The following is an 18979-nucleotide window of genomic DNA, read 5'->3' as shown; positions in this document are numbered from 1 at the left end:
GTCTTCATGCGATGAGCAAGGAGTCATGATGTTAGATATAGTCGAACTGTCGCGCTTACAGTTTGCCTTGACCGCGATGTACCACTTCCTGTTTGTGCCACTGACGCTCGGTATGGCGTTCTTGCTGGCCATCATGGAAACGGTCTACGTCCTTTCCGGCAAACAGATTTATAAAGATATGACCAAGTTCTGGGGCAAGTTGTTTGGTATCAACTTCGCTCTGGGTGTGGCAACCGGTCTGACCATGGAGTTCCAGTTCGGGACTAACTGGTCCTACTACTCCCACTATGTAGGGGATATTTTCGGTGCGCCGCTGGCGATCGAAGGTTTGATGGCCTTCTTCCTCGAATCCACCTTTGTAGGTCTGTTCTTCTTCGGCTGGGACCGTTTGGGTAAAGTCCAGCATATGTGCGTCACCTGGCTGGTAGCTCTGGGTTCTAACCTGTCCGCGCTGTGGATTCTGGTTGCGAACGGCTGGATGCAAAACCCAATCGCCGCGGATTTCAATTTCGAAACCATGCGTATGGAGATGCTGAGCTTCTCTGAACTGGTGCTCAACCCGGTTGCACAGGTGAAATTTGTTCACACTGTGGCATCTGGTTATGTCTGTGGCGCGATGTTCGTTCTGGGGATCAGCTCCTACTATATGCTGCGCGGTCGTGACTTCGCGTTCGCTAAACGTTCTTTTGCCATCGCCGCCAGCTTTGGCATGGCTGCAATTCTGTCTGTTATCGTTCTGGGTGATGAATCCGGTTACGAAATGGGCGACGTGCAGAAAACCAAACTCGCTGCGATTGAAGCAGAATGGGAAACTCAGCCTGCACCGGCTTCCTTTACGCTGTTCGGTATTCCGGACCAGGATGCGCAGGAAAACCATTTTGCGATTCAAATTCCTTATGCGCTGGGCATCATTGCCACCCGCTCTGTTGATACACCGGTCATTGGTCTGAAAGATCTGATGGTGCAGCACGAAGAGCGCATCCGTAACGGGATGAAAGCGTATCAACTGCTGGAAGAGCTGCGTGCTGGTACGACCGATCAGGCCGTTCGCGATCAGTTCAACAGCATGAAGAAAGACCTGGGTTATGGTCTGCTGCTGAAACGCTATACGGATAACGTCACCGACGCGACCGAAGCGCAAATTCAGCAGGCAACGAAAGATTCTATTCCTCGCGTTGCGCCGCTGTACTTCGCATTCCGTATCATGGTGGCATGCGGCATTCTGATGCTGGCAATCATCGCTGTGTCCTTCTGGACCGTACTTCGTAACCGTATCGGTGAGAAAAAATGGCTGCTGCGCACTGCGCTGTATGCGATTCCTCTGCCGTGGATTGCGATCGAATCCGGTTGGTTTGTCGCAGAGTACGGTCGTCAACCGTGGGCGATTGGTGAAGTGTTACCAACAGCCGTAGCGAACTCTTCGCTGACCGCTGGCGACCTCATCTTCTCGATGCTGTTGATTTGCGGCCTGTATACCCTGTTCCTGGTGGCTGAACTGTATCTGATGTTCAAGTTCGCACGCCTTGGGCCGAGTAGCCTGAAAACCGGTCGTTATCACTACGAGCAGTCCACTGTGACTTCTCAGCCGGCACGCTAAGACAGGAGTCGTCAAATGATCGATTATGAAGTATTGCGTTTTATCTGGTGGCTGCTGGTTGGCATTCTGCTGATTGGTTTCGCGGTCACTGATGGCTTCGACATGGGGGTGGGCATGCTCACCCGTTTCCTCGGTCGTAATGATACCGAGCGTCGAATTATGATTAACTCCATCGCCCCACACTGGGACGGTAACCAGGTTTGGCTCATCACCGCAGGCGGCGCACTGTTCGCAGCCTGGCCGATGGTGTATGCCGCTGCGTTCTCCGGCTTCTATGTGGCGATGATTCTGGTACTGGCGTCGTTGTTCTTCCGTCCGGTCGGTTTTGATTACCGCTCCAAGATTGAAGACATGCGCTGGCGCAACATGTGGGACTGGGGCATCTTCATTGGTAGCTTCGTTCCACCGCTGGTTATTGGCGTGGCATTCGGCAACCTGCTGCAAGGGGTTCCGTTCCACGTAGACGACTACATGCGTCTGTACTACACCGGTAACTTCTTCCAGTTGCTGAATCCGTTTGGTCTGCTGGCGGGTGTCGTGAGTGTTGGGATGATCATCACCCAGGGCGCGACCTATCTGCAGATGCGTACGGTAGGTGAGCTGCATCTGCGTGCACGTGCAACTTCGCAGGTTGCGGCACTGGTGACTCTGGTCTGCTTCGCGCTGGCCGGTGTATGGGTGATTTACGGTATTGACGGTTATGTTGTGACCTCCGCACTGGATCACCATGCCGCCTCTAACCCGCTGACCAAAGAAGTGGCTCGCGAGGCTGGCGCATGGATGGTGAACTTTAACAATGCACCTATTCTGTGGCTGGTTCCTGCACTGGGCGTCGTTCTGCCGCTGTTGACTATCCTGACTTCTCGTATGGAGAAAGGGGCATGGGCGTTCGTCTTCTCCTCACTGACGTTAGCCTGCATCATCCTGACTGCCGGTATCGCAATGTTCCCGTTTGTGATGCCATCCAGCACCATGATGAACGCAAGCCTGACTATGTGGGATGCCACCTCCAGCCAGCTTACATTGAACCTGATGACCTGGGTCGCGGCGGTGTTTGTACCGATCATTCTGTTGTACACCGGCTGGTGCTACTGGAAGATGTTCGGTCGCATCACTAAAGAAGATATTGAAAGCAACACCCACTCTCTGTACTAAGTAAGGAGCTTAAAATGTGGTATTTCGCATGGATTTTGGGAACGCTTCTTGCCTGTGCATTTGGGATAATCACAGCGCTGGCGCTTGAGCACGTTGAATCAGGCAAAGCCGGACAAGAAGATAGCTGATGACCAACATTATCGCGATGGTATACAACGCGATGGACAAGCGCCCCCTGCGGGCGCTTTCCTTTGTGCTGGCAATCGTGTTGGCTGGCTGCATATTCTGGGATCCGTCACGTTTTGCGGCCAAAACCAGTGAGCTTGAAATCTGGCATGGTTTCCTGCTGATGTGGGCGGTCTGCGCAGGCATTATTCACGGCGTTGGCTTCCGTCCTCGTGCCGTACACTGGCAGGGTATCTTCTGCCCGCTGATCGCGGATATCGTCCTCATTGTTGGACTGTTTTTCTTCTTCTTTTGAATAAGAAACATCCTTAAATATTTATGGGCTTGCATAAGCCCATAATTTTTTACTCTCCGTTTACTTTCCCCCATTCCAAAGCACCATTCCCGCGCGTATAGTAGCGAAGTTTGAAAGCACTAACCTTTTGTTGCATTACCGGGATGTACAGTGAAGACAGCGCGATATACAACGACATTCTTGATGCATCGCGGCGGCAAGAACGCGAGTCACCAGGCGCTTACCAGGGTAAGCAACTGGTGTGAGTGGGCGAAGCCAACAAAGAGGCAGTAGGAATGAATAAGTATATGTTTCGATGGCCGGTTCGTGTCTACTATGAAGATACCGATGCCGGTGGGGTGGTTTACCACGCCAGCTACGTCGCTTTTTATGAAAGAGCTCGTACAGAGATGCTGCGTCATCATCACTTCAGTCAGCAGGTCCTGTTGGCCGAACGTGTAGCCTTTGTGGTGCGCAAGATGACCCTCGAGTATTTTGCGCCTGCCCGGCTCGACGATATGCTCGAAGTTCAAACCGAAATTACGTCAATGCGTGGCACCTCATTGGTTTTCACGCAACGCATTGTCAACGCAGAGAATACCGTGCTGAATGAAGCCGAAGTTCTGATCGTTTGCGTTGATCCACTCAAAATGAAGCCTCGTGCGCTTCCCAAGTCTATTGTCGCGGAGTTTAAGCAGTGACTGACATGAATATCCTTGATTTGTTCCTGAAGGCAAGCCTTCTGGTTAAACTTATCATGTTGATTTTGATTGGTTTCTCAATCGCATCCTGGGCCATTATTATCCAGCGGACCCGTATTCTTAATGCTGCTTCACGTGAAGCCGAAGCATTTGAAGACAAGTTCTGGTCTGGTATTGAATTGTCGCGTCTGTATCAGGAAAGCCAGGGGCGTCGTGATAATCTGGCGGGCTCAGAGCAAATTTTCTATAGCGGATTCAAAGAGTTTGCGCGTCTGCATCGGGCGAATAGCCACGCGCCGGAAGCGGTCGTTGAAGGGGCATCCCGTGCGATGCGTATCTCGATGAACCGTGAACTGGAAACGCTGGAAACGCATATTCCATTCCTCGGCACCGTCGGCTCCATCAGCCCGTATATCGGTCTGTTCGGTACCGTTTGGGGGATCATGCACGCATTTATCGCGCTGGGCGCGGTAAAACAGGCCACGCTGCAAATGGTCGCGCCGGGTATCGCGGAAGCGTTGATCGCCACGGCTATCGGTCTGTTTGCGGCAATCCCGGCGGTTATGGCTTACAACCGACTGAATCAGCGCGTGAACAAGCTGGAACTGAATTACGACAACTTTATGGAAGAGTTCACCGCGATTCTGCACCGCCAGGCGTTTACCGTTAGCGAGAGCAACAAGGGGTAAGCCATGGCCAGAACGCGTGGACGAGGTCGTCGCGAACTCAAGTCCGAAATCAATATTGTACCGCTGCTCGACGTACTGCTGGTGCTGTTGCTGATCTTTATGGCAACCGCGCCGATCATTACGCAGAGTGTGGAAGTCGACCTGCCGGATGCGACCGAATCGCAAGCCGTCAGCAGTAACGACGAACCGCCGGTCATTATTGAGGTTTCCGGTATTGGGCAATACAGCGTGGTCGTTGAGAAAGACAGGATGGATCAACTGCCGCCGGAGCAGGTTATCGCGGAAGCGAAAAGCCGCCTGCAGACCAATCCGAAAACGGTCTTTTTAATCGGTGGTGCGAAAGACGTGCCTTATGATGAAATAATTAAAGCGCTGAACTTGTTACACAGTGCAGGCGTAAAATCGGTTGGCTTGATGACGCAGCCAATCTGATGACCGCGTTTTGCTGGCTTGAAAGATAGCGCGTAACAGGCGAACAGTTTTTTGGGAACCGAGAGTGTCAAAGGCAACCGAACAAAACGACAAGCTCAAAAGGGCGATAATTATTTCAGCGGTGCTGCATGTCATTTTATTTGCAGTACTGATCTGGAGTTCGTTCGATGAGCACATTGATGCTTCAGCTGGCGGCGGTGGCGGTTCGTCCATCGACGCCGTTATGGTCGATCCTGGCGCCGTTGTGCAACAGTACGACAGGCAGCAGCAGCAGCAGGCAAGTGCGAAACGTGCAGAAGAACAGCGTGAAAAACAGGCGCAGCAGCAAGCTGAGGAACTTCGCGAGAAGCAGGCGGCTGAGCAAGAGCGACTGAAGCAGCTGGAAAAAGAACGTTTAGCCGCGCAGGAAAAAGTGCGCGAACAGGCGGAACAGCAAAAGCAGGCCGAAGCCGCCGCCGCGAAAGCGCAAGAGCAACAGAAACAGGCTGAAGAAGCTGCGGCGAAGGCTGCTGCAGATGCGAAGGCCAAAGCTGATGCTCAGGCGAAACAAGCGGCAGATGCTGCGAAGAAAGCCGCTGCGGACGCACAGAAAAAAGCTGAGGCTGAAGCTGCTAAAGCCGCCGCTGATGCGAAGAAAGCTGCAGAAGCACAAGCTGCTAAGGCAGCAGCAGACGCTGCGAAGAAAGCGCAGGCTGAGGCCGCTAAGCAAGCTGCAGCCGAGAAAGCTGCCGCTGAGAAAGCAGAAAAAGCCGCCGCCGCGAAAGCTGCCGCTGCTGAAAAAGCGGCGGCTGATAAGAAAGCCGCGGCTGAAAAAGCAGCTGCAGATAAAAAAGCTGCAGCCGAGAAAGCCGCTGCCGATAAGAAAGCTGCGGCTGATAAAGCGGCTGCTGCGAAAAAGGCTGCGGCCGAAAAAGCCGCAGCAGCCTCTGGCGTTGACGACTTGTTGGGTGACCTAAGCTCCGGTAAGAATGCACCGAAATCGGGTGGTGGAGCGAAAGGAAGCGGTCAACCGGCGAAAGATAGTGGTACAAGTGGTGCTAATGGCGGTGCATCTGGCGCTGATATCAGTGCTTACGCATCTCAAATTCGTAATGCGATCCAGAGTCGTCTGTATGGTGCCGATTTGTATGCAGGTAAATCTTGCGTATTACATATCAAGTTAGCACCCGATGGTCTGTTACTGGATGTGACCGAAGAGGGCGGAGATCCGGCATTGTGCCAGGCTGCGCTGACGGCTGCGAAAACAGCCAGAATTCCTAAACCGCCTAGTCAGGCTGTTTATGAAAAAGTAAAAGATGCCAAACTGGACTTTAAACTGTAATAACACCCCCTGAGAATTCAGGGGAAACGGTCTAAGGTTGAGACAGAGTTCTGGTAGTTTTGTGTATTTGAGTTTGTTAACATTCTGCTAAATTATCGTGGGCTTTCCGTCCAGATAAGGGAGATATGATGAAGCAGGCATTACGAGTAGCATTTGGTTTTCTGATGCTGTGGGCAGCGGTGCTGCACGCAGAAGTACGTATCGAGATCACCCAGGGGGTGGACTCGGCACGCCCAATTGGTGTTGTCCCCTTCCAGTGGGCAGGGCCGGGTGCTGCACCTGAAGATATCGGTGGCATCGTAGGCGCTGACCTGCGTAACAGCGGTAAATTTAATCCGTTAGACCGCTCTCGTCTGCCTCAGCAGCCGGGTACCGCGCAGGAAGTTCAACCTGCCGCATGGTCTGCGCTGGGTATTGATGCCGTGGTCGTCGGTCAGGTTACACCGAATCCGGATGGTTCCTACAGCGTCGCTTATCAACTGGTAGATACCGGTGGCGCGCCGGGTACCGTACTGGCGCAGAATACTTATAAAGTGAACAAGCAGTGGCTGCGTTATGCGGGCCATACTGCCAGTGACGAAGTGTTTGAAAAACTGACCGGTATTAAAGGTGCATTCCGTACCCGTATCGCTTATGTTGTTCAGACTAACGGCGGTCAGTTCCCGTACGAATTACGTGTGTCTGACTACGATGGTTACAACCAGTTCGTGGTACACCGTTCTCCGCAACCGCTGATGTCACCGGCGTGGTCTCCGGACGGTTCAAAACTGGCATACGTCACTTTCGAAAGCGGTCGTTCTGCACTGGTTATTCAGACGTTGTCTAATGGCGCGGTTCGTCAGGTAGCGTCGTTCCCACGTCACAACGGTGCACCTGCGTTTTCTCCGGATGGCAGCAAACTGGCGTTTGCCCTGTCTAAAACCGGTAGCCTGAACCTGTATGTTATGGACATTGGTTCCGGTCAGATCCGTCAGGTTACGGATGGTCGTAGTAACAACACGGAACCTACCTGGTTCCCGGACAGCCAAAACCTGGCCTTTACCTCTGACCAGGCCGGTCGTCCGCAGGTATATAAAGTTAACGTCAACGGCGGTGCTCCGCAGCGTATTACCTGGGAAGGTTCGCAAAACCAGGATGCAGATGTGAGCAGCGACGGTAAGTTTATGGTAATGGTAAGCTCTGCCAATGGTCAGCAGCACATTGCCAAACAAGATCTGGTAGCGGGTGGCGTACAAGTCCTGTCGTCAACGTTCCTGGATGAAACGCCAAGTCTGGCACCTAACGGCACTATGGTAATCTACAGCTCTTCTCAGGGGATGGGATCCGTGCTGAATTTGGTTTCTACAGATGGGCGTTTCAAAGCGCGTCTTCCGGCAACTGATGGTCAGGTTAAATTCCCTGCCTGGTCGCCGTATCTGTGATAATAAATAATTGATTAATAAAGGAATCATTGAAATGCAACTGAACAAAGTGCTGAAAGGGCTGATGATTGCTCTGCCTGTTATGGCTATTGCAGCGTGTTCTTCTAACAAGAACGCCAGCAATGACGGCAGCGAAGGCATGCTGGGTGCCGGCACTGGTATGGATGCAAACGGCAGCGGCAACATGTCTTCTGAAGAGCAAGCGCGTCTTCAGATGCAACAGCTGCAGCAGAACAACATCGTTTACTTCGATCTGGACAAGTACGATATCCGTTCTGACTTCGCTGCAATGCTGGATGCTCACGCTAACTTCCTGCGTAGCAACCCGTCTTACAAAGTCACCGTAGAAGGTCATGCGGACGAACGTGGTACGCCTGAGTACAACATCTCCCTGGGTGAGCGTCGTGCGAACGCCGTTAAGATGTACCTGCAGGGTAAAGGCGTTTCTGCTGACCAGATCTCCATCGTTTCTTACGGTAAAGAAAAACCTGCAGTACTGGGTCATGACGAAGCGGCTTACGCCAAAAACCGTCGCGCCGTACTGGTTTACTAAGAGAATTGCATGAGCAGTAACTTCAGACATCATCTGTTGAGTCTGTCGTTACTGGTTGGCATAGCGGCCCCCTGGGCCGCTTTTGCACAGGCGCCAATCAGTAGTGTCGGCTCTGGCTCGGTCGAAGACCGTGTCACTCAACTCGAGCGTATTTCTAACGCTCACAGTCAGCTTTTAACCCAACTCCAGCAACAACTCTCCGATAATCAGTCCGATATTGATTCCCTGCGTGGTCAAATTCAGGAAAATCAGTATCAACTGAATCAGGTTGTTGAGCGCCAGAAGCAAATATTGCTGCAGATGAATAATCTTGGCAGCGGTAGTGCGCCTGCGGCACAGTCTACGAGTGGCGATCAGAGTGGGGCGGTAACTCCTACACCTGATGCGGGAGCTGCGGCAACGTCAGGGGCTCCCGTGCAAACTGGCGATGCGAATACCGATTACAATGCAGCAATTGCCCTGGTACAGGATAAATCCCGCCAGGATGACGCGATTGAAGCATTCCAGAACTTCATCAAAAAGTACCCAGACTCTACTTACCTGCCAAATGCGAATTACTGGCTGGGTCAGTTGAATTACAACAAGGGTAAAAAGGATGATGCTGCGTTCTATTTTGCTTCGGTAGTTAAAAACTTCCCAAAATCACCTAAGGCTGCAGACGCGATGTATAAAGTCGGCGTTATCATGCAGGACAAAGGTGACACAGCAAAAGCTAAAGCGGTTTATCAGCAGGTTATCACTAAATATCCTGGCACTGATGGCGCGAAACAAGCGCAAAAACGCCTTGGCGCGATGTAATGACCACCATGCGACCAGAAATCGTGTTATTTCTGGTCGTGTCGTGTGATTCCTAAGCAGTTGAGTTATTTACATCGAAATTTTTGTTGCGCTAAAATCTGAAATCAGTAATATATGCCGCCGTTGCCAAGGGATATCAAACAGCCCGAAAGCGGTGAAAAAAAGTGGGTCGTTAGCTCAGTTGGTAGAGCAGTTGACTTTTAATCAATTGGTCGCAGGTTCGAATCCTGCACGACCCACCACTTAATGCAGTATCCAGCGTAGTATCGGGTGATTAGCTCAGCTGGGAGAGCACCTCCCTTACAAGGAGGGGGTCGGCGGTTCGATCCCGTCATCACCCACCACTCGGGGCGTTAGCTCAGTTGGTAGAGCAGTTGACTTTTAATCAATTGGTCGCAGGTTCGAATCCTGCACGCCCCACCAACTTTAACATCGTACTCAGATGTTAAACGTGAAGGATAACGTTGCTTTAGCAACGGCCCGTTAGGGCGAGACGAAGTCGAGTCATCCTGCACGCCCCACCACTATTTTGGTGGTTCCGAGTAAAAATTTTTCAGGTTGCATCCGAGCGGGTCGTTAGCTCAGTTGGTAGAGCAGTTGACTTTTAATCAATTGGTCGCAGGTTCGAATCCTGCACGACCCACCATCCTGAATAATTGAAGTAGTACACCCCATATGGGGGCGTTAGCTCAGTTGGTAGAGCAGTTGACTTTTAATCAATTGGTCGCAGGTTCGAATCCTGCACGCCCCACCAGTGTAAAAAGGCGCCCTAAAGGCGCCTTTTTGCTATCTGCGATTTATAAGATTCGAACCTGCTTGCCTGATGCGCTTCGCTTATCAGGCCTACGGGTGCCAAATGTAGGCCGGATAAGACGCCAGTCGCCATCCGGCACTCATCACACGCAATTATTGTGACTTTTCTGCGCCAATCCGCTATCTTGTTTAGCATATAAAACAAATCAAACCGAATATGGCGTGCGTCACGCTTTTAATCGGTTATTTCGTTAAGCCAGTAAAACGAGAAAGCAAGATGAGCGTGATGTTTGATCCAGAAGCAGCAATTTATCCGTTTCCGCCGAAACCAGCGCCGCTGAGTGTGGATGAAAAGCAATTTTATCGTGAAAAAATCAAGCGCCTGCTGAAAGAGCGTGATGCCGTTATGGTCGCGCACTATTACACCGATCCTGAAATTCAGCAGTTGGCAGAAGAGACCGGCGGCTGTATCTCCGATTCTCTGGAGATGGCGCGGTTTGGTGCAAAACATTCTGCCTCTACGCTGCTGGTTGCCGGCGTGAGGTTTATGGGAGAAACCGCCAAAATTCTCAGCCCGGAAAAGACTATCCTGATGCCGACCTTACAGGCGGAATGTTCATTAGATCTGGGCTGTCCGATTGACGCGTTCAGCGCATTTTGCGACGCGCATCCGGATCGTACCGTGGTGGTTTACGCTAATACCTCAGCCGCCGTTAAAGCACGTGCGGACTGGGTTGTCACTTCCAGTATCGCAGTAGAACTTATTGAGCATCTTGATAGTTTAGGTCAAAAAATCATCTGGGCCCCGGACAGGCATCTGGGCAACTACGTGCAAAAACAGACCGGTGCAGACGTTCTTTGTTGGCAGGGAGCTTGTATCGTCCACGATGAGTTTAAAACCCAGGCTTTAACACGCATGAAAGGGCTTTACCCTGATGCCGCTGTGCTGGTGCACCCGGAGTCTCCTCAGTCTATCGTAGATATGGCTGATGCGGTTGGCTCAACCAGCCAGCTAATTAATGCAGCAAAATCGTTACCGCACAAGCAGCTGATTGTGGCGACTGACCGGGGCATTTTTTACAAAATGCAGCAAGCCGTTCCGGATAAAGAGCTACTTGAAGCTCCGACGGCCGGTGAGGGGGCAACTTGTCGCAGCTGCGCGCATTGTCCGTGGATGGCGATGAACGGCCTCAAGGCGATTGCTGAGGGCCTGGAGGAGGGTGGTGCGGCTCATGAGATACATGTTGATGCCGCACTGCGAGAAGGGGCGTTGTTGCCGTTAAACCGTATGTTGGAATTTGCGGCTACACTTCGAGCTTAATTATTTATTTTTTTGCTCTGGGGGAAAAGATGGACTTTTTTAGCACGCAGAACATTCTGGTACATATTCCGATTGGCGCGGGCGGTTACGATCTGTCATGGATCGAAGCCGTGGGGACTATCGCCGGGTTGCTGTGTATTGGCCTCGCAAGTCTTGAGAAAATCAGCAATTACTTCTTTGGTCTGATAAACGTCACGTTGTTTGCGATTATCTTCTTTCAGATCCAACTCTATGCCAGCCTGTTGCTGCAAGTTTTCTTCTTTGCCGCCAACATCTACGGCTGGTATGCCTGGTCCCGGCAAACCAACCAGCATGAAGCGGAACTGAAAATTCGCTGGCTGCCGTTACCAAAAGCGATCGGCTGGCTGGTGGCTTGCGTGGTGGTGATTGGCCTGATGTCGGTCTATATCGATCCGGTCTTTGCGTTCCTGACCCGTATCGCGGTGAACATCATGCAGGCATTGGGATTGCAGGTTGTTGTGCCTGAACTGCAACCCGATGCATTCCCGTTCTGGGACTCCTGCATGATGGTGCTTTCGATTGCGGCGATGATCCTGATGACGCGTAAATACGTTGAAAACTGGCTGCTGTGGGTGATCATTAACGTCATCAGCGTGGTGATATTTGCCCTGCAAGGCGTATATGCCATGTCGCTGGAATATGTGATCCTGACGGTTATCGCCCTGAACGGTAGCAGGATGTGGATTAATAGCGCGCGTGAGCGGGGTTCCCACGCGCTGTCCCATTAATGGTGGTGATGTGAATGGCCGGACACGCCCTGATACAGGTGGCAGTCCGGCCCATTGCACGGCTGATACTCCATCTGGATCGTCGCATGCTCAATCTGGTAGTGATGAATAAGGAAATGTTGAATACGCTCCAGCAGCGCATCGTGATCGTGCGGCGGGATCACCTGCACATGCAGCGTCATCACCGGTTTTTCACCCACCATCCAGACATGGACATGGTGTACGTTGCGCACTTCAGGGATGTCCCGGCTGAGATGGCGCTGTAGTGCGGCGATATCCAGCGCCAGCGGGGCGCCTTCCAGTAATTCATTAACACTATCTTTTAATAATCGCCAGGCACTGCGCAGCACCAGCACGGAAACCAGGATCGACAGGATCGGATCCGCAGGCGTCCAGCCCGTCCAGATGATAATCAGTGCCGCGATAATTGCCCCAACAGAACCGAGTAAATCGCCCATCACATGCAGCGCTGCGGCGCGGACGTTCAGGTTTTTCTCTTCACTGCCGCGATGTAAAACCCAAAAAGCGAGCACGTTGGCCAGTAGGCCTGCGACAGCTATAACCATCATCATGCCGCCAGCCACAGGGCGAGGCGTCTGGAAGCGTTCAACCGCCTCCCAGACGATTAAAATGGTGATAACGACCAATGCGATGGCATTAACAAATGCAGCCAGCGTCGTGAGCCTCAGCCAACCGAAGGTGTGGCGGATTGTGGGTGGGCGGCGGGAAAACTGGACCGCCAGCAACGCGAAAAGGAGCGCTGCGGCATCCGTGAGCATATGCCCGGCGTCGGCCAGCAAGGCCAGCGAGCCGGAGAGTATTCCCCCCACCACTTCAACCAACATAAATCCGGCTGTAATGCAAAATGCGAACATCAGTCGGCGGGCATTATTGTCCTTCGGTTGCTCAGAGGAAGTATGAGTATGTGCGTGCGCCATTATGCCATCCCTTTGTTATTCTCATCTTTACTGTATGCCATGATACCGTTTTTGGGATGATAAAATTAAAAAGGAGAGCTATTGCTCTCCCGTTATTAGCTTTATTTTCAGCGTTACTGGGTGGTGCCGTCAGTTTTGGTATCAACATCATTATTGATGCCGTTTCCGGTCTCAACCTTCTTATTCACATCGGGGCAGCGGCCGTCTTTACACATGGTATTTTTGTGCACCTCGTCTTTGGTCATCCCCTCATGGTTCATTGACGAACCGTCCGGGTGAAGCATTGTGCCACCTGAATTCACGTTACTGTTGTCGACATTATTTGGCGCTACGTTTTCGCGGGCGTCAGGGGCGACTTGTCCGGCGTCAGCCGAGGAATTTGCCTGGCCGTTATTGGACTGAGCGTTGGTGTCCGCAGCCAGCGCCGCGCCGCTGGCGAGGCTGAGTGTAGCGGTAAGAAAGAGTGAAGCGAGCTTTGTCATATGCATAATATGCTCCTGTTAAGGTCGATATGTCGGATAACGTCTTCCAACAGTGCATGTGGCAGATACATCATCAATATGTGGTTAATAGTTTTGCTGTTGAAATTAAAACCAGCATAGAATCTTGAAAATTATGAAAATTAAAGCTGTTACAGTTATAAATTGTAGATTGGATCTCGTTTTTCGCTACTTTATTGCGTTTTTTTGGCCAATTCCAGGATTAATCCGTCCAAAGTGTAAAACCCCGTTTACACTTTATGACTGAAGATATAGATTGGAGGGATTGCATTCATTTATATAAGTATGGCAACGCTGGAATAATCATGAATTATCAGAACGACGATTTACGCATCAAAGAGATCAACGAGTTATTACCGCCAGTCGCACTGCTGGAAAAATTCCCCGCTACTGAAAATGCCGCAAATACGGTGGCTCATGCCCGTAAGGCGATTCATAAAATTCTGAAAGGAAGCGACGATCGCCTGCTTGTGGTGATTGGACCGTGTTCAATTCATGATCCGGCCGCTGCCAAAGAGTATGCCGCTCGCCTGCTGGCGCTGCGCGAAGAGTTAAAAGGCGAGCTTGAAATTGTCATGCGCGTCTATTTTGAAAAGCCACGTACTACCGTTGGCTGGAAAGGGCTTATCAACGATCCGCACATGGACAACAGCTTCCAGATCAACGACGGGCTGCGCATTGCGCGTAAACTGCTGCTGGATATCAACGACAGCGGATTGCCGGCTGCGGGTGAATTCCTCGATATGATCACCCCGCAATACCTCGCCGACCTGATGAGCTGGGGCGCGATTGGGGCACGAACTACTGAATCTCAGGTGCACCGTGAACTGGCATCTGGTCTGTCTTGCCCGGTTGGTTTTAAAAACGGTACCGATGGCACCATCAAAGTGGCGATTGATGCAATCAACGCCGCAGGAGCGCCACACTGCTTCCTGTCGGTGACCAAATGGGGTCATTCGGCGATCGTGAATACCAGTGGCAATGGCGATTGCCATATCATTCTGCGCGGCGGCAAAGAGCCGAACTACAGCGCTCAGCATGTTGCCGAGGTGAAAGAAGGTCTGATCAAGGCAGGACTCTCAGCGCAAGTGATGATCGACTTTAGCCATGCCAACTCCAGCAAGCAGTTCAAAAAGCAGATGGATGTTGCGAAAGATGTTTGCGGGCAAGTCGCCGGTGGCGAAAAAGCGATTATCGGCGTGATGATCGAAAGCCATCTGGTAGAAGGCAACCAGAACCCGGATAGCGGCGAACCGCTGACCTACGGTAAGAGTATCACCGACGCCTGCATTGGCTGGGAAGACACCGATGCGGTGCTGCGCCAACTGGCGGATGCGGTAAAAGCGCGCCGCGGTTAAGTTTTAATGCCTCTCTCATAGGCAAAAAAAAGCGCGGATAATCCGCGCTTTTTGTATTCTGCGAAGAAGTTACTTCGCTTTACCCTGGTTCGCCACGGCGGCGGCTTTTGCTGCGATCTCGTCAGCGTTACCCAGATAGTAGTGTTTGATCGGCTTGAAGTTTTCGTCGAACTCATACACCAGCGGTACGCCGGTCGGGATGTTCAGTTCAAGGATCTCATCTTCACCCATGTTATCCAGATATTTCACCAGCGCACGCAGAGAGTTGCCGTGAGCGGCAATAATCACACGCTCACCGCTTTTCATGCGCGGCAGAATGGTTTCATTCCAGTAAGGGATAACACGATCGATGGTCAGCGCCAGGCTTTCGGTAACCGGTAACTCTTTGTCGGTCAGCTTCGCATAACGCGGATCGTGACCCGGATAACGCTCGTCGTCTTTGGTCAGTTCTGGCGGGGTAACCGCAAAGCCGCGACGCCATTGCTTAACCTGCTCATCACCGTATTTTTCTGCGGTTTCCGCTTTGTTCAGACCCTGCAGCGCGCCGTAATGACGTTCATTCAGTTTCCAGGATTTCTCAACCGGCAGCCACGCCTGATCCAGTTCGTCCAGTACGTTCCACAGGGTGTGGATGGCACGTTTCAGCACAGAGGTATAAGCAAAATCGAAGCTGTAGCCTTCCTCTTTCAGCAGTTTACCTGCCGCTTTTGCTTCGCCTACACCTTTCTCGGACAGATCAACGTCATACCAACCGGTAAAACGGTTCTCGTTGTTCCACTGACTTTCACCGTGACGTACCAGAACCAGCTTAGTTACAGCCATACACTCACTCCTATAAATCATATTGAATGATAATAATTCTCATTATATTGCCGTAATTCGTCAGCGGCAATGCTTACGCATAACCATAGCGAAAATAGCGCCACAGTGTAAGGTTCTTGTGAATTCAAGGTTGCGATTTTGTCTTTGAGTGGTGGGGGTTTGAGCGGGTCTGTTGTGATAAACAAGCAACAGGCCCGATACGTTACGTCATCGGGCCTGTGACGGGGAAGGCTCAAACGGGAATAAACTGATATTCCGTTACGCTGGCATACTCGTCCCCCGGACGCAGGAAGCAGTCCGGCTGTGGCCACTCTGGATGGTTCGGGCTGTCAGGCAGAAACTCACTTTCCAGCGCCAGACCTTGCCAGTCTTCGTAGGCGTCTGGCCCACGAGATGGCGTACCGCCGAGGAAGTTGCCGGAGTAAAACTGCAATGCCGGGGCCGAGGTGTAGACCACCATTTGCAGTTTTTCATCCTGTGACCATAGCTGAGCGACCGGTGTACGTGCATTGCCCTGAGCCTGAAGCAGGAAGGCATGATCGTAACCTTTCACCTTGCGCTGATCGTCATCGGCCAGAAATTCACTGCTGATGATTTTAGGCGTGCGGAAATCGAAAGTGCTACCGGCGACGGATTTCAGTCCATCATGCGGGATGCCCATTTCGTCCACCGGTAAGTACTCGTCCGCCAGAATTTGCAACTTATGCTGGCGCACATCCGTTCTATCTCCGTCGAGATTAAAGTAGACGTGATTTGTCAGATTTACCGGGCAGGGCTTATCGACCGTGGCGCGGTAGGTTATCGAAATACGATTATCCTCAGTCAGGCGATACTGCGCGGTAGCGCAAAGATTACCAGGGAAGCCCTGATCGCCATCGTCAGACGTTAAGGCGAACAGCACCTGACGGTCATTCTGATTGACTATCTGCCAGCGGCGTTTGTCGAAACCATCCGGCCCGCCGTGTAGCTGGTTGTCGCCCTGACTTGGTAATAATTCGACGGTTTCGCCAGCAAAGGTATAACGACTGTTGGCGATACGGTTAGCGTAGCGACCAATCGAGGCCCCCAAAAATGCAGCCTGGTCCGGGTATTGTTCCGGGCTGGCGCACCCGAGTATGGCTTCGCGCACGCTACCATCGCTAAGCGGAATACGCGCAGAGAGCAGGGTTGCGCCCCAGTCCATGAGCGTGACCACCATCCCTGCGTCATTGCGCAGGGTGAGCAGGCGAAACGGCTGACCGTCCGGAGCCTGCACAGGGATTTCGTTTAACATTGTCCGGCTCCTTGAGAAGGTTTGCAGACGTAGAATGTTTCTTTGATACCGGTTTTTGCTTCGTACTGCTCGGCGACAGCCTGCTGAACGGCAGGTACCAAATCTTGCGGGATCAGCGCCACGATGCAGCCGCCGAAGCCGCCGCCAGTCATACGTACACCGCCTTTATCGCCGATGGTCGCTTTGACAATCTCTACCAGAGTATCAATTTGCGGCACGGTAATTTCAAAGTCATCGCGCATTGAGGCGTGAGATTCCGCCATCAGTTGGCCCATACGCAGCAGGTCGCCTTTTTCCAGTGCCTGCGCGGCTTCAACGGTACGCGCATTTTCTGTGATGACGTGGCGGACGCGTTTGGCGACAATCGGATCCAGCTCGTGGGCGACGGCGTTAAACGCTTCAAGGCTGACATCACGCAGCGCTGGTTGCTGGAAGAAACGCGCGCCGGTTTCACACTGTTCGCGACGAGTGTTGTATTCGCTGCCGACCAATGTGCGTTTAAAGTTGCTGTTGATGATTACCACCGCGACACCCTCAGGCATCGAAACGGCTTTAGTGCCCAGCGTACGACAGTCGATCAGCAACGCATGATCGTTCTTGCCAAGCGCAGAGATCAACTGATCCATAATGCCGCAGTTACAACCGACAAACTGGTTTTCAGCTTCCTGACCATTCAGGGCAATCTGCGCGCCGTCGAGCGGCAGATGATAGAGCTGCTGGAATACCGTACCAACAGCGACTTCCAGCGAGGCGGAAGAGCTTAAACCCGCACCCTGCGGGACGTTACCGCTAATCACCAGATCCGCGCCGCCAAAAGCATTATTGCGCTTTTGTAGATGTTTCACCACGCCACGCACGTAGTTTGACCACTGCTGGGTGTCATGGGCGATAATCGGCGCATCGAGAGAGAACTCATCAATCTGATTGTCGTAATCAGCGGCGACTACGCGGACTTTTCGATCGTCGCGCACCGCACAGCTGATGACGGTCTGATAGTCGATGGCGCAGGGCAGAACGAAGCCGTCGTTATAATCGGTATGTTCGCCGATCAGGTTTACGCGACCCGGCGCCTGAATAATATGGGTGGCAGGGTAGCCAAACGTTTCTGCAAACAGAGATTGTGTTTTTTCTTTCAGACTCATTATTTAAACTCCGGATTCGCGAAAATGGATGTCGCTGACTGCACGCAGTCGCTCAGCCGCTTGTTCTGCCGTCAGGTCACGCTGGGTCTCCGCCAGCATTTCATAACCGACCATAAATTTACGCACGGTCGCGGAACGCAGCAGCGGCGGGTAAAAGTGTGCGTGCAACTGCCAGTGTTCGTTTTCTTCACCGTTAAACGGTGCGCCGTGCCAGCCCATAGAATAGGGGAATGAGCACTGGAACAGGTTGTCGTAACGACTGGTCAGTTTTTTCAACGCCAGCGCCAGGTCAGTACGCTGTTCATCGGTCAAATCAGTAATACGCAGCACGTGCGCTTTCGGCAGCAGCAGCGTTTCGAACGGCCACGCGGCCCAGTAAGGTACAACTGCCAGCCAGTGCTCGGTTTCTACGACCGTACGGCTGCCGTCCGCCAGTTCACGCTGGACGTAATCAACGAGCATCGGCGCGCCTTGTTCGGCGAAGTACGCTTTCTGCAGGCGATCTTCACGTTCGGCTTCATTAGGCAAAAAGCTGTTGGCCCAAATTTGTCCGTGTGGGTGCGGGTTCGAGCACCCCATCGCTGCACCTTTATTCTCAAAGACCTGCACCCAGGGATAGGTTTTGCCTAAGTCTTCAGTCTGCTCCTGCCACGTTTTTACGATTTCTGTCAGCGCAGGGACGCTGAGTTCCGGCAGCGTTTTGCTGTGATCGGGTGAGAAGCAAATCACGCGGCTGGTACCGCGCGCGCTCTGGCAGCGCATCAACGGATCGTGACTGTCCGGCGCGTCCGGGGTATCGGACATCAGCGCCGCAAAGTCATTGGTAAAGACATAGGTCCCGGTGTAATCCGGGTTTTTGTCACCGGTAACGCGCGTATTACCAGCGCACAGGAAGCAGTCCGGGTCATGCGCAGGCAGTACCTGCTTAGACGGGGTTTCCTGCGCCCCTTGCCAGGGGCGTTTGGCGCGATGCGGTGATACGAGGATCCACTGCCCGGTGAGCGGGTTAAAACGACGATGTGGATGATCGACAGGATTGAATTGCGTCATGATTGG

General features: G+C 52.4%; 20 protein-coding genes and 5 tRNA genes. 19 read left to right on the top strand and 6 right to left on the bottom strand.

Annotated elements, in window-relative coordinates; genetic code table 11:
* The first annotated feature begins 28 nt into the window (after window positions 1–28).
* The 18 genes from cydA to pnuC all read left to right on the top strand — a co-directional run bounded on the left by cydA (window position 29) and on the right by pnuC (window position 11890).
* A complete protein-coding gene (cydA, locus tag OGV77_RS02745; protein ID WP_003022965.1) occupies window positions 29–1597 on the top strand; it encodes a cytochrome ubiquinol oxidase subunit I in 1569 nt (522 codons plus the stop codon).
* A 15-nt stretch (window positions 1598–1612) separates the two neighbouring features.
* The gene (gene cydB, locus OGV77_RS02740) at window positions 1613–2752 is read left to right on the top strand and encodes a cytochrome d ubiquinol oxidase subunit II (protein ID WP_043015643.1); all 1140 of its coding nucleotides are present in this window, start codon (window positions 1613–1615) and stop codon (window positions 2750–2752) included.
* A 14-nt stretch (window positions 2753–2766) separates the two neighbouring features.
* Window positions 2767–2880, top strand: a complete 114-nt coding sequence (gene cydX, locus OGV77_RS02735; protein WP_003022970.1) for a cytochrome bd-I oxidase subunit CydX — start codon at window positions 2767–2769, stop codon at window positions 2878–2880.
* Window positions 2880–3173 carry a cyd operon protein YbgE gene (gene ybgE, locus OGV77_RS02730; RefSeq protein WP_043015644.1) on the top strand — a complete coding sequence of 98 codons (294 nt, stop codon included), beginning with the start codon at window positions 2880–2882 and terminating at the stop codon, window positions 3171–3173. The genes cydX and ybgE overlap by 1 nt, the downstream gene beginning before the upstream one ends.
* A gap of 275 nt (window positions 3174–3448) precedes the next feature.
* Window positions 3449–3853, top strand: coding sequence for a tol-pal system-associated acyl-CoA thioesterase (ybgC, locus tag OGV77_RS02725; protein WP_003831439.1), 405 nt, complete (start codon window positions 3449–3451; stop codon window positions 3851–3853).
* Window positions 3850–4542 (top strand): Tol-Pal system protein TolQ, encoded by a 693-nt coding sequence (tolQ, locus tag OGV77_RS02720; RefSeq protein ID WP_003022976.1) that lies wholly within the window; start codon window positions 3850–3852, stop codon window positions 4540–4542. The genes ybgC and tolQ overlap by 4 nt, the downstream gene beginning before the upstream one ends.
* Before the next feature lie 3 nt (window positions 4543–4545).
* Complete coding sequence (gene tolR / locus OGV77_RS02715) at window positions 4546–4974, top strand: colicin uptake protein TolR (protein ID WP_003022978.1); 429 nt, start codon at window positions 4546–4548, stop codon at window positions 4972–4974.
* Window positions 4975–5038: 64 nt separating this feature from the next.
* Complete coding sequence (tolA, locus tag OGV77_RS02710; RefSeq protein ID WP_043015645.1) at window positions 5039–6295, top strand: cell envelope integrity protein TolA; 1257 nt, start codon at window positions 5039–5041, stop codon at window positions 6293–6295.
* A gap of 128 nt (window positions 6296–6423) precedes the next feature.
* Window positions 6424–7716 (top strand): Tol-Pal system beta propeller repeat protein TolB, encoded by a 1293-nt coding sequence (gene tolB / locus OGV77_RS02705; RefSeq protein WP_003022981.1) that lies wholly within the window; start codon window positions 6424–6426, stop codon window positions 7714–7716.
* 34 nt (window positions 7717–7750) lie between these two features.
* The gene (gene pal, locus OGV77_RS02700; protein WP_003022983.1) at window positions 7751–8269 is read left to right on the top strand and encodes a peptidoglycan-associated lipoprotein Pal; all 519 of its coding nucleotides are present in this window, start codon (window positions 7751–7753) and stop codon (window positions 8267–8269) included.
* Window positions 8270–8278: 9 nt separating this feature from the next.
* Window positions 8279–9067, top strand: coding sequence for a cell division protein CpoB (gene cpoB / locus OGV77_RS02695; protein ID WP_043015646.1), 789 nt, complete (start codon window positions 8279–8281; stop codon window positions 9065–9067).
* A 166-nt stretch (window positions 9068–9233) separates the two neighbouring features.
* Window positions 9234–9309: transfer RNA gene (locus OGV77_RS02690), tRNA-Lys, on the top strand.
* Window positions 9310–9335: 26 nt separating this feature from the next.
* Window positions 9336–9411 (top strand) — tRNA-Val (locus OGV77_RS02685).
* 3 nt (window positions 9412–9414) lie between these two features.
* Window positions 9415–9490: transfer RNA gene (locus tag OGV77_RS02680), tRNA-Lys, on the top strand.
* Window positions 9491–9637: 147 nt separating this feature from the next.
* Window positions 9638–9713: transfer RNA gene (locus OGV77_RS02675), tRNA-Lys, on the top strand.
* A 32-nt stretch (window positions 9714–9745) separates the two neighbouring features.
* Window positions 9746–9821, top strand: a tRNA-Lys gene (locus OGV77_RS02670).
* Window positions 9822–10097: 276 nt separating this feature from the next.
* The gene (gene nadA, locus OGV77_RS02665) at window positions 10098–11141 is read left to right on the top strand and encodes a quinolinate synthase NadA (protein ID WP_043015647.1); all 1044 of its coding nucleotides are present in this window, start codon (window positions 10098–10100) and stop codon (window positions 11139–11141) included.
* A gap of 29 nt (window positions 11142–11170) precedes the next feature.
* On the top strand, window positions 11171–11890 hold the full coding sequence (gene pnuC, locus OGV77_RS02660) for a nicotinamide riboside transporter PnuC (RefSeq protein WP_087051537.1): 720 nt from the start codon (window positions 11171–11173) through the stop codon (window positions 11888–11890).
* On the opposite strand, the gene zitB is transcribed toward pnuC, so the two are convergent.
* Together zitB and OGV77_RS02650 are read right to left on the bottom strand one after the other, a co-directional pair.
* Window positions 11887–12828 carry a CDF family zinc transporter ZitB gene (zitB, locus tag OGV77_RS02655; protein WP_043015648.1) on the bottom strand — a complete coding sequence of 314 codons (942 nt, stop codon included), beginning with the start codon at window positions 12826–12828 and terminating at the stop codon, window positions 11887–11889. The genes pnuC and zitB overlap by 4 nt on opposite strands.
* A 113-nt stretch (window positions 12829–12941) precedes the next feature.
* A complete protein-coding gene (locus OGV77_RS02650) occupies window positions 12942–13316 on the bottom strand; it encodes a YbgS-like family protein (protein ID WP_043015649.1) in 375 nt (124 codons plus the stop codon).
* Between the two features lie 317 nt (window positions 13317–13633).
* On the opposite strand from OGV77_RS02650, the gene aroG reads away from it, so the two are divergent.
* Window positions 13634–14686: a 3-deoxy-7-phosphoheptulonate synthase AroG gene (gene aroG, locus OGV77_RS02645; RefSeq protein ID WP_047412543.1), complete on the top strand. Its 1053-nt coding sequence runs from the start codon at window positions 13634–13636 to the stop codon at window positions 14684–14686.
* Between the two features lie 69 nt (window positions 14687–14755).
* Here aroG and gpmA read toward each other — a convergent pair whose 3' ends face one another.
* From gpmA to galT, 4 genes are all read right to left on the bottom strand, one after another.
* Complete coding sequence (gene gpmA, locus OGV77_RS02640) at window positions 14756–15508, bottom strand: 2,3-diphosphoglycerate-dependent phosphoglycerate mutase (protein ID WP_003022999.1); 753 nt, start codon at window positions 15506–15508, stop codon at window positions 14756–14758.
* 232 nt (window positions 15509–15740) lie between these two features.
* Window positions 15741–16781, bottom strand: coding sequence for a galactose-1-epimerase (galM, locus tag OGV77_RS02635; RefSeq protein ID WP_087051536.1), 1041 nt, complete (start codon window positions 16779–16781; stop codon window positions 15741–15743).
* The gene (gene galK / locus OGV77_RS02630; protein ID WP_286502600.1) at window positions 16775–17923 is read right to left on the bottom strand and encodes a galactokinase; all 1149 of its coding nucleotides are present in this window, start codon (window positions 17921–17923) and stop codon (window positions 16775–16777) included. Before galK ends, galM begins: the two co-directional genes overlap by 7 nt.
* A gap of 3 nt (window positions 17924–17926) precedes the next feature.
* Window positions 17927–18973, bottom strand: coding sequence for a galactose-1-phosphate uridylyltransferase (galT, locus tag OGV77_RS02625; protein WP_047412540.1), 1047 nt, complete (start codon window positions 18971–18973; stop codon window positions 17927–17929).
* Between the last annotated feature and the right edge of the window lie 6 nt (window positions 18974–18979).

The sequence above is a fragment of the Citrobacter sp. Ce129 genome (assembly GCF_030334545.1).
GTDB classification, from domain to species: domain Bacteria; phylum Pseudomonadota; class Gammaproteobacteria; order Enterobacterales; family Enterobacteriaceae; genus Citrobacter; species Citrobacter europaeus.
Note: the sequence above shows the minus strand (reverse complement) of the source record. Positions and strands in the feature narration are given on the sequence as shown.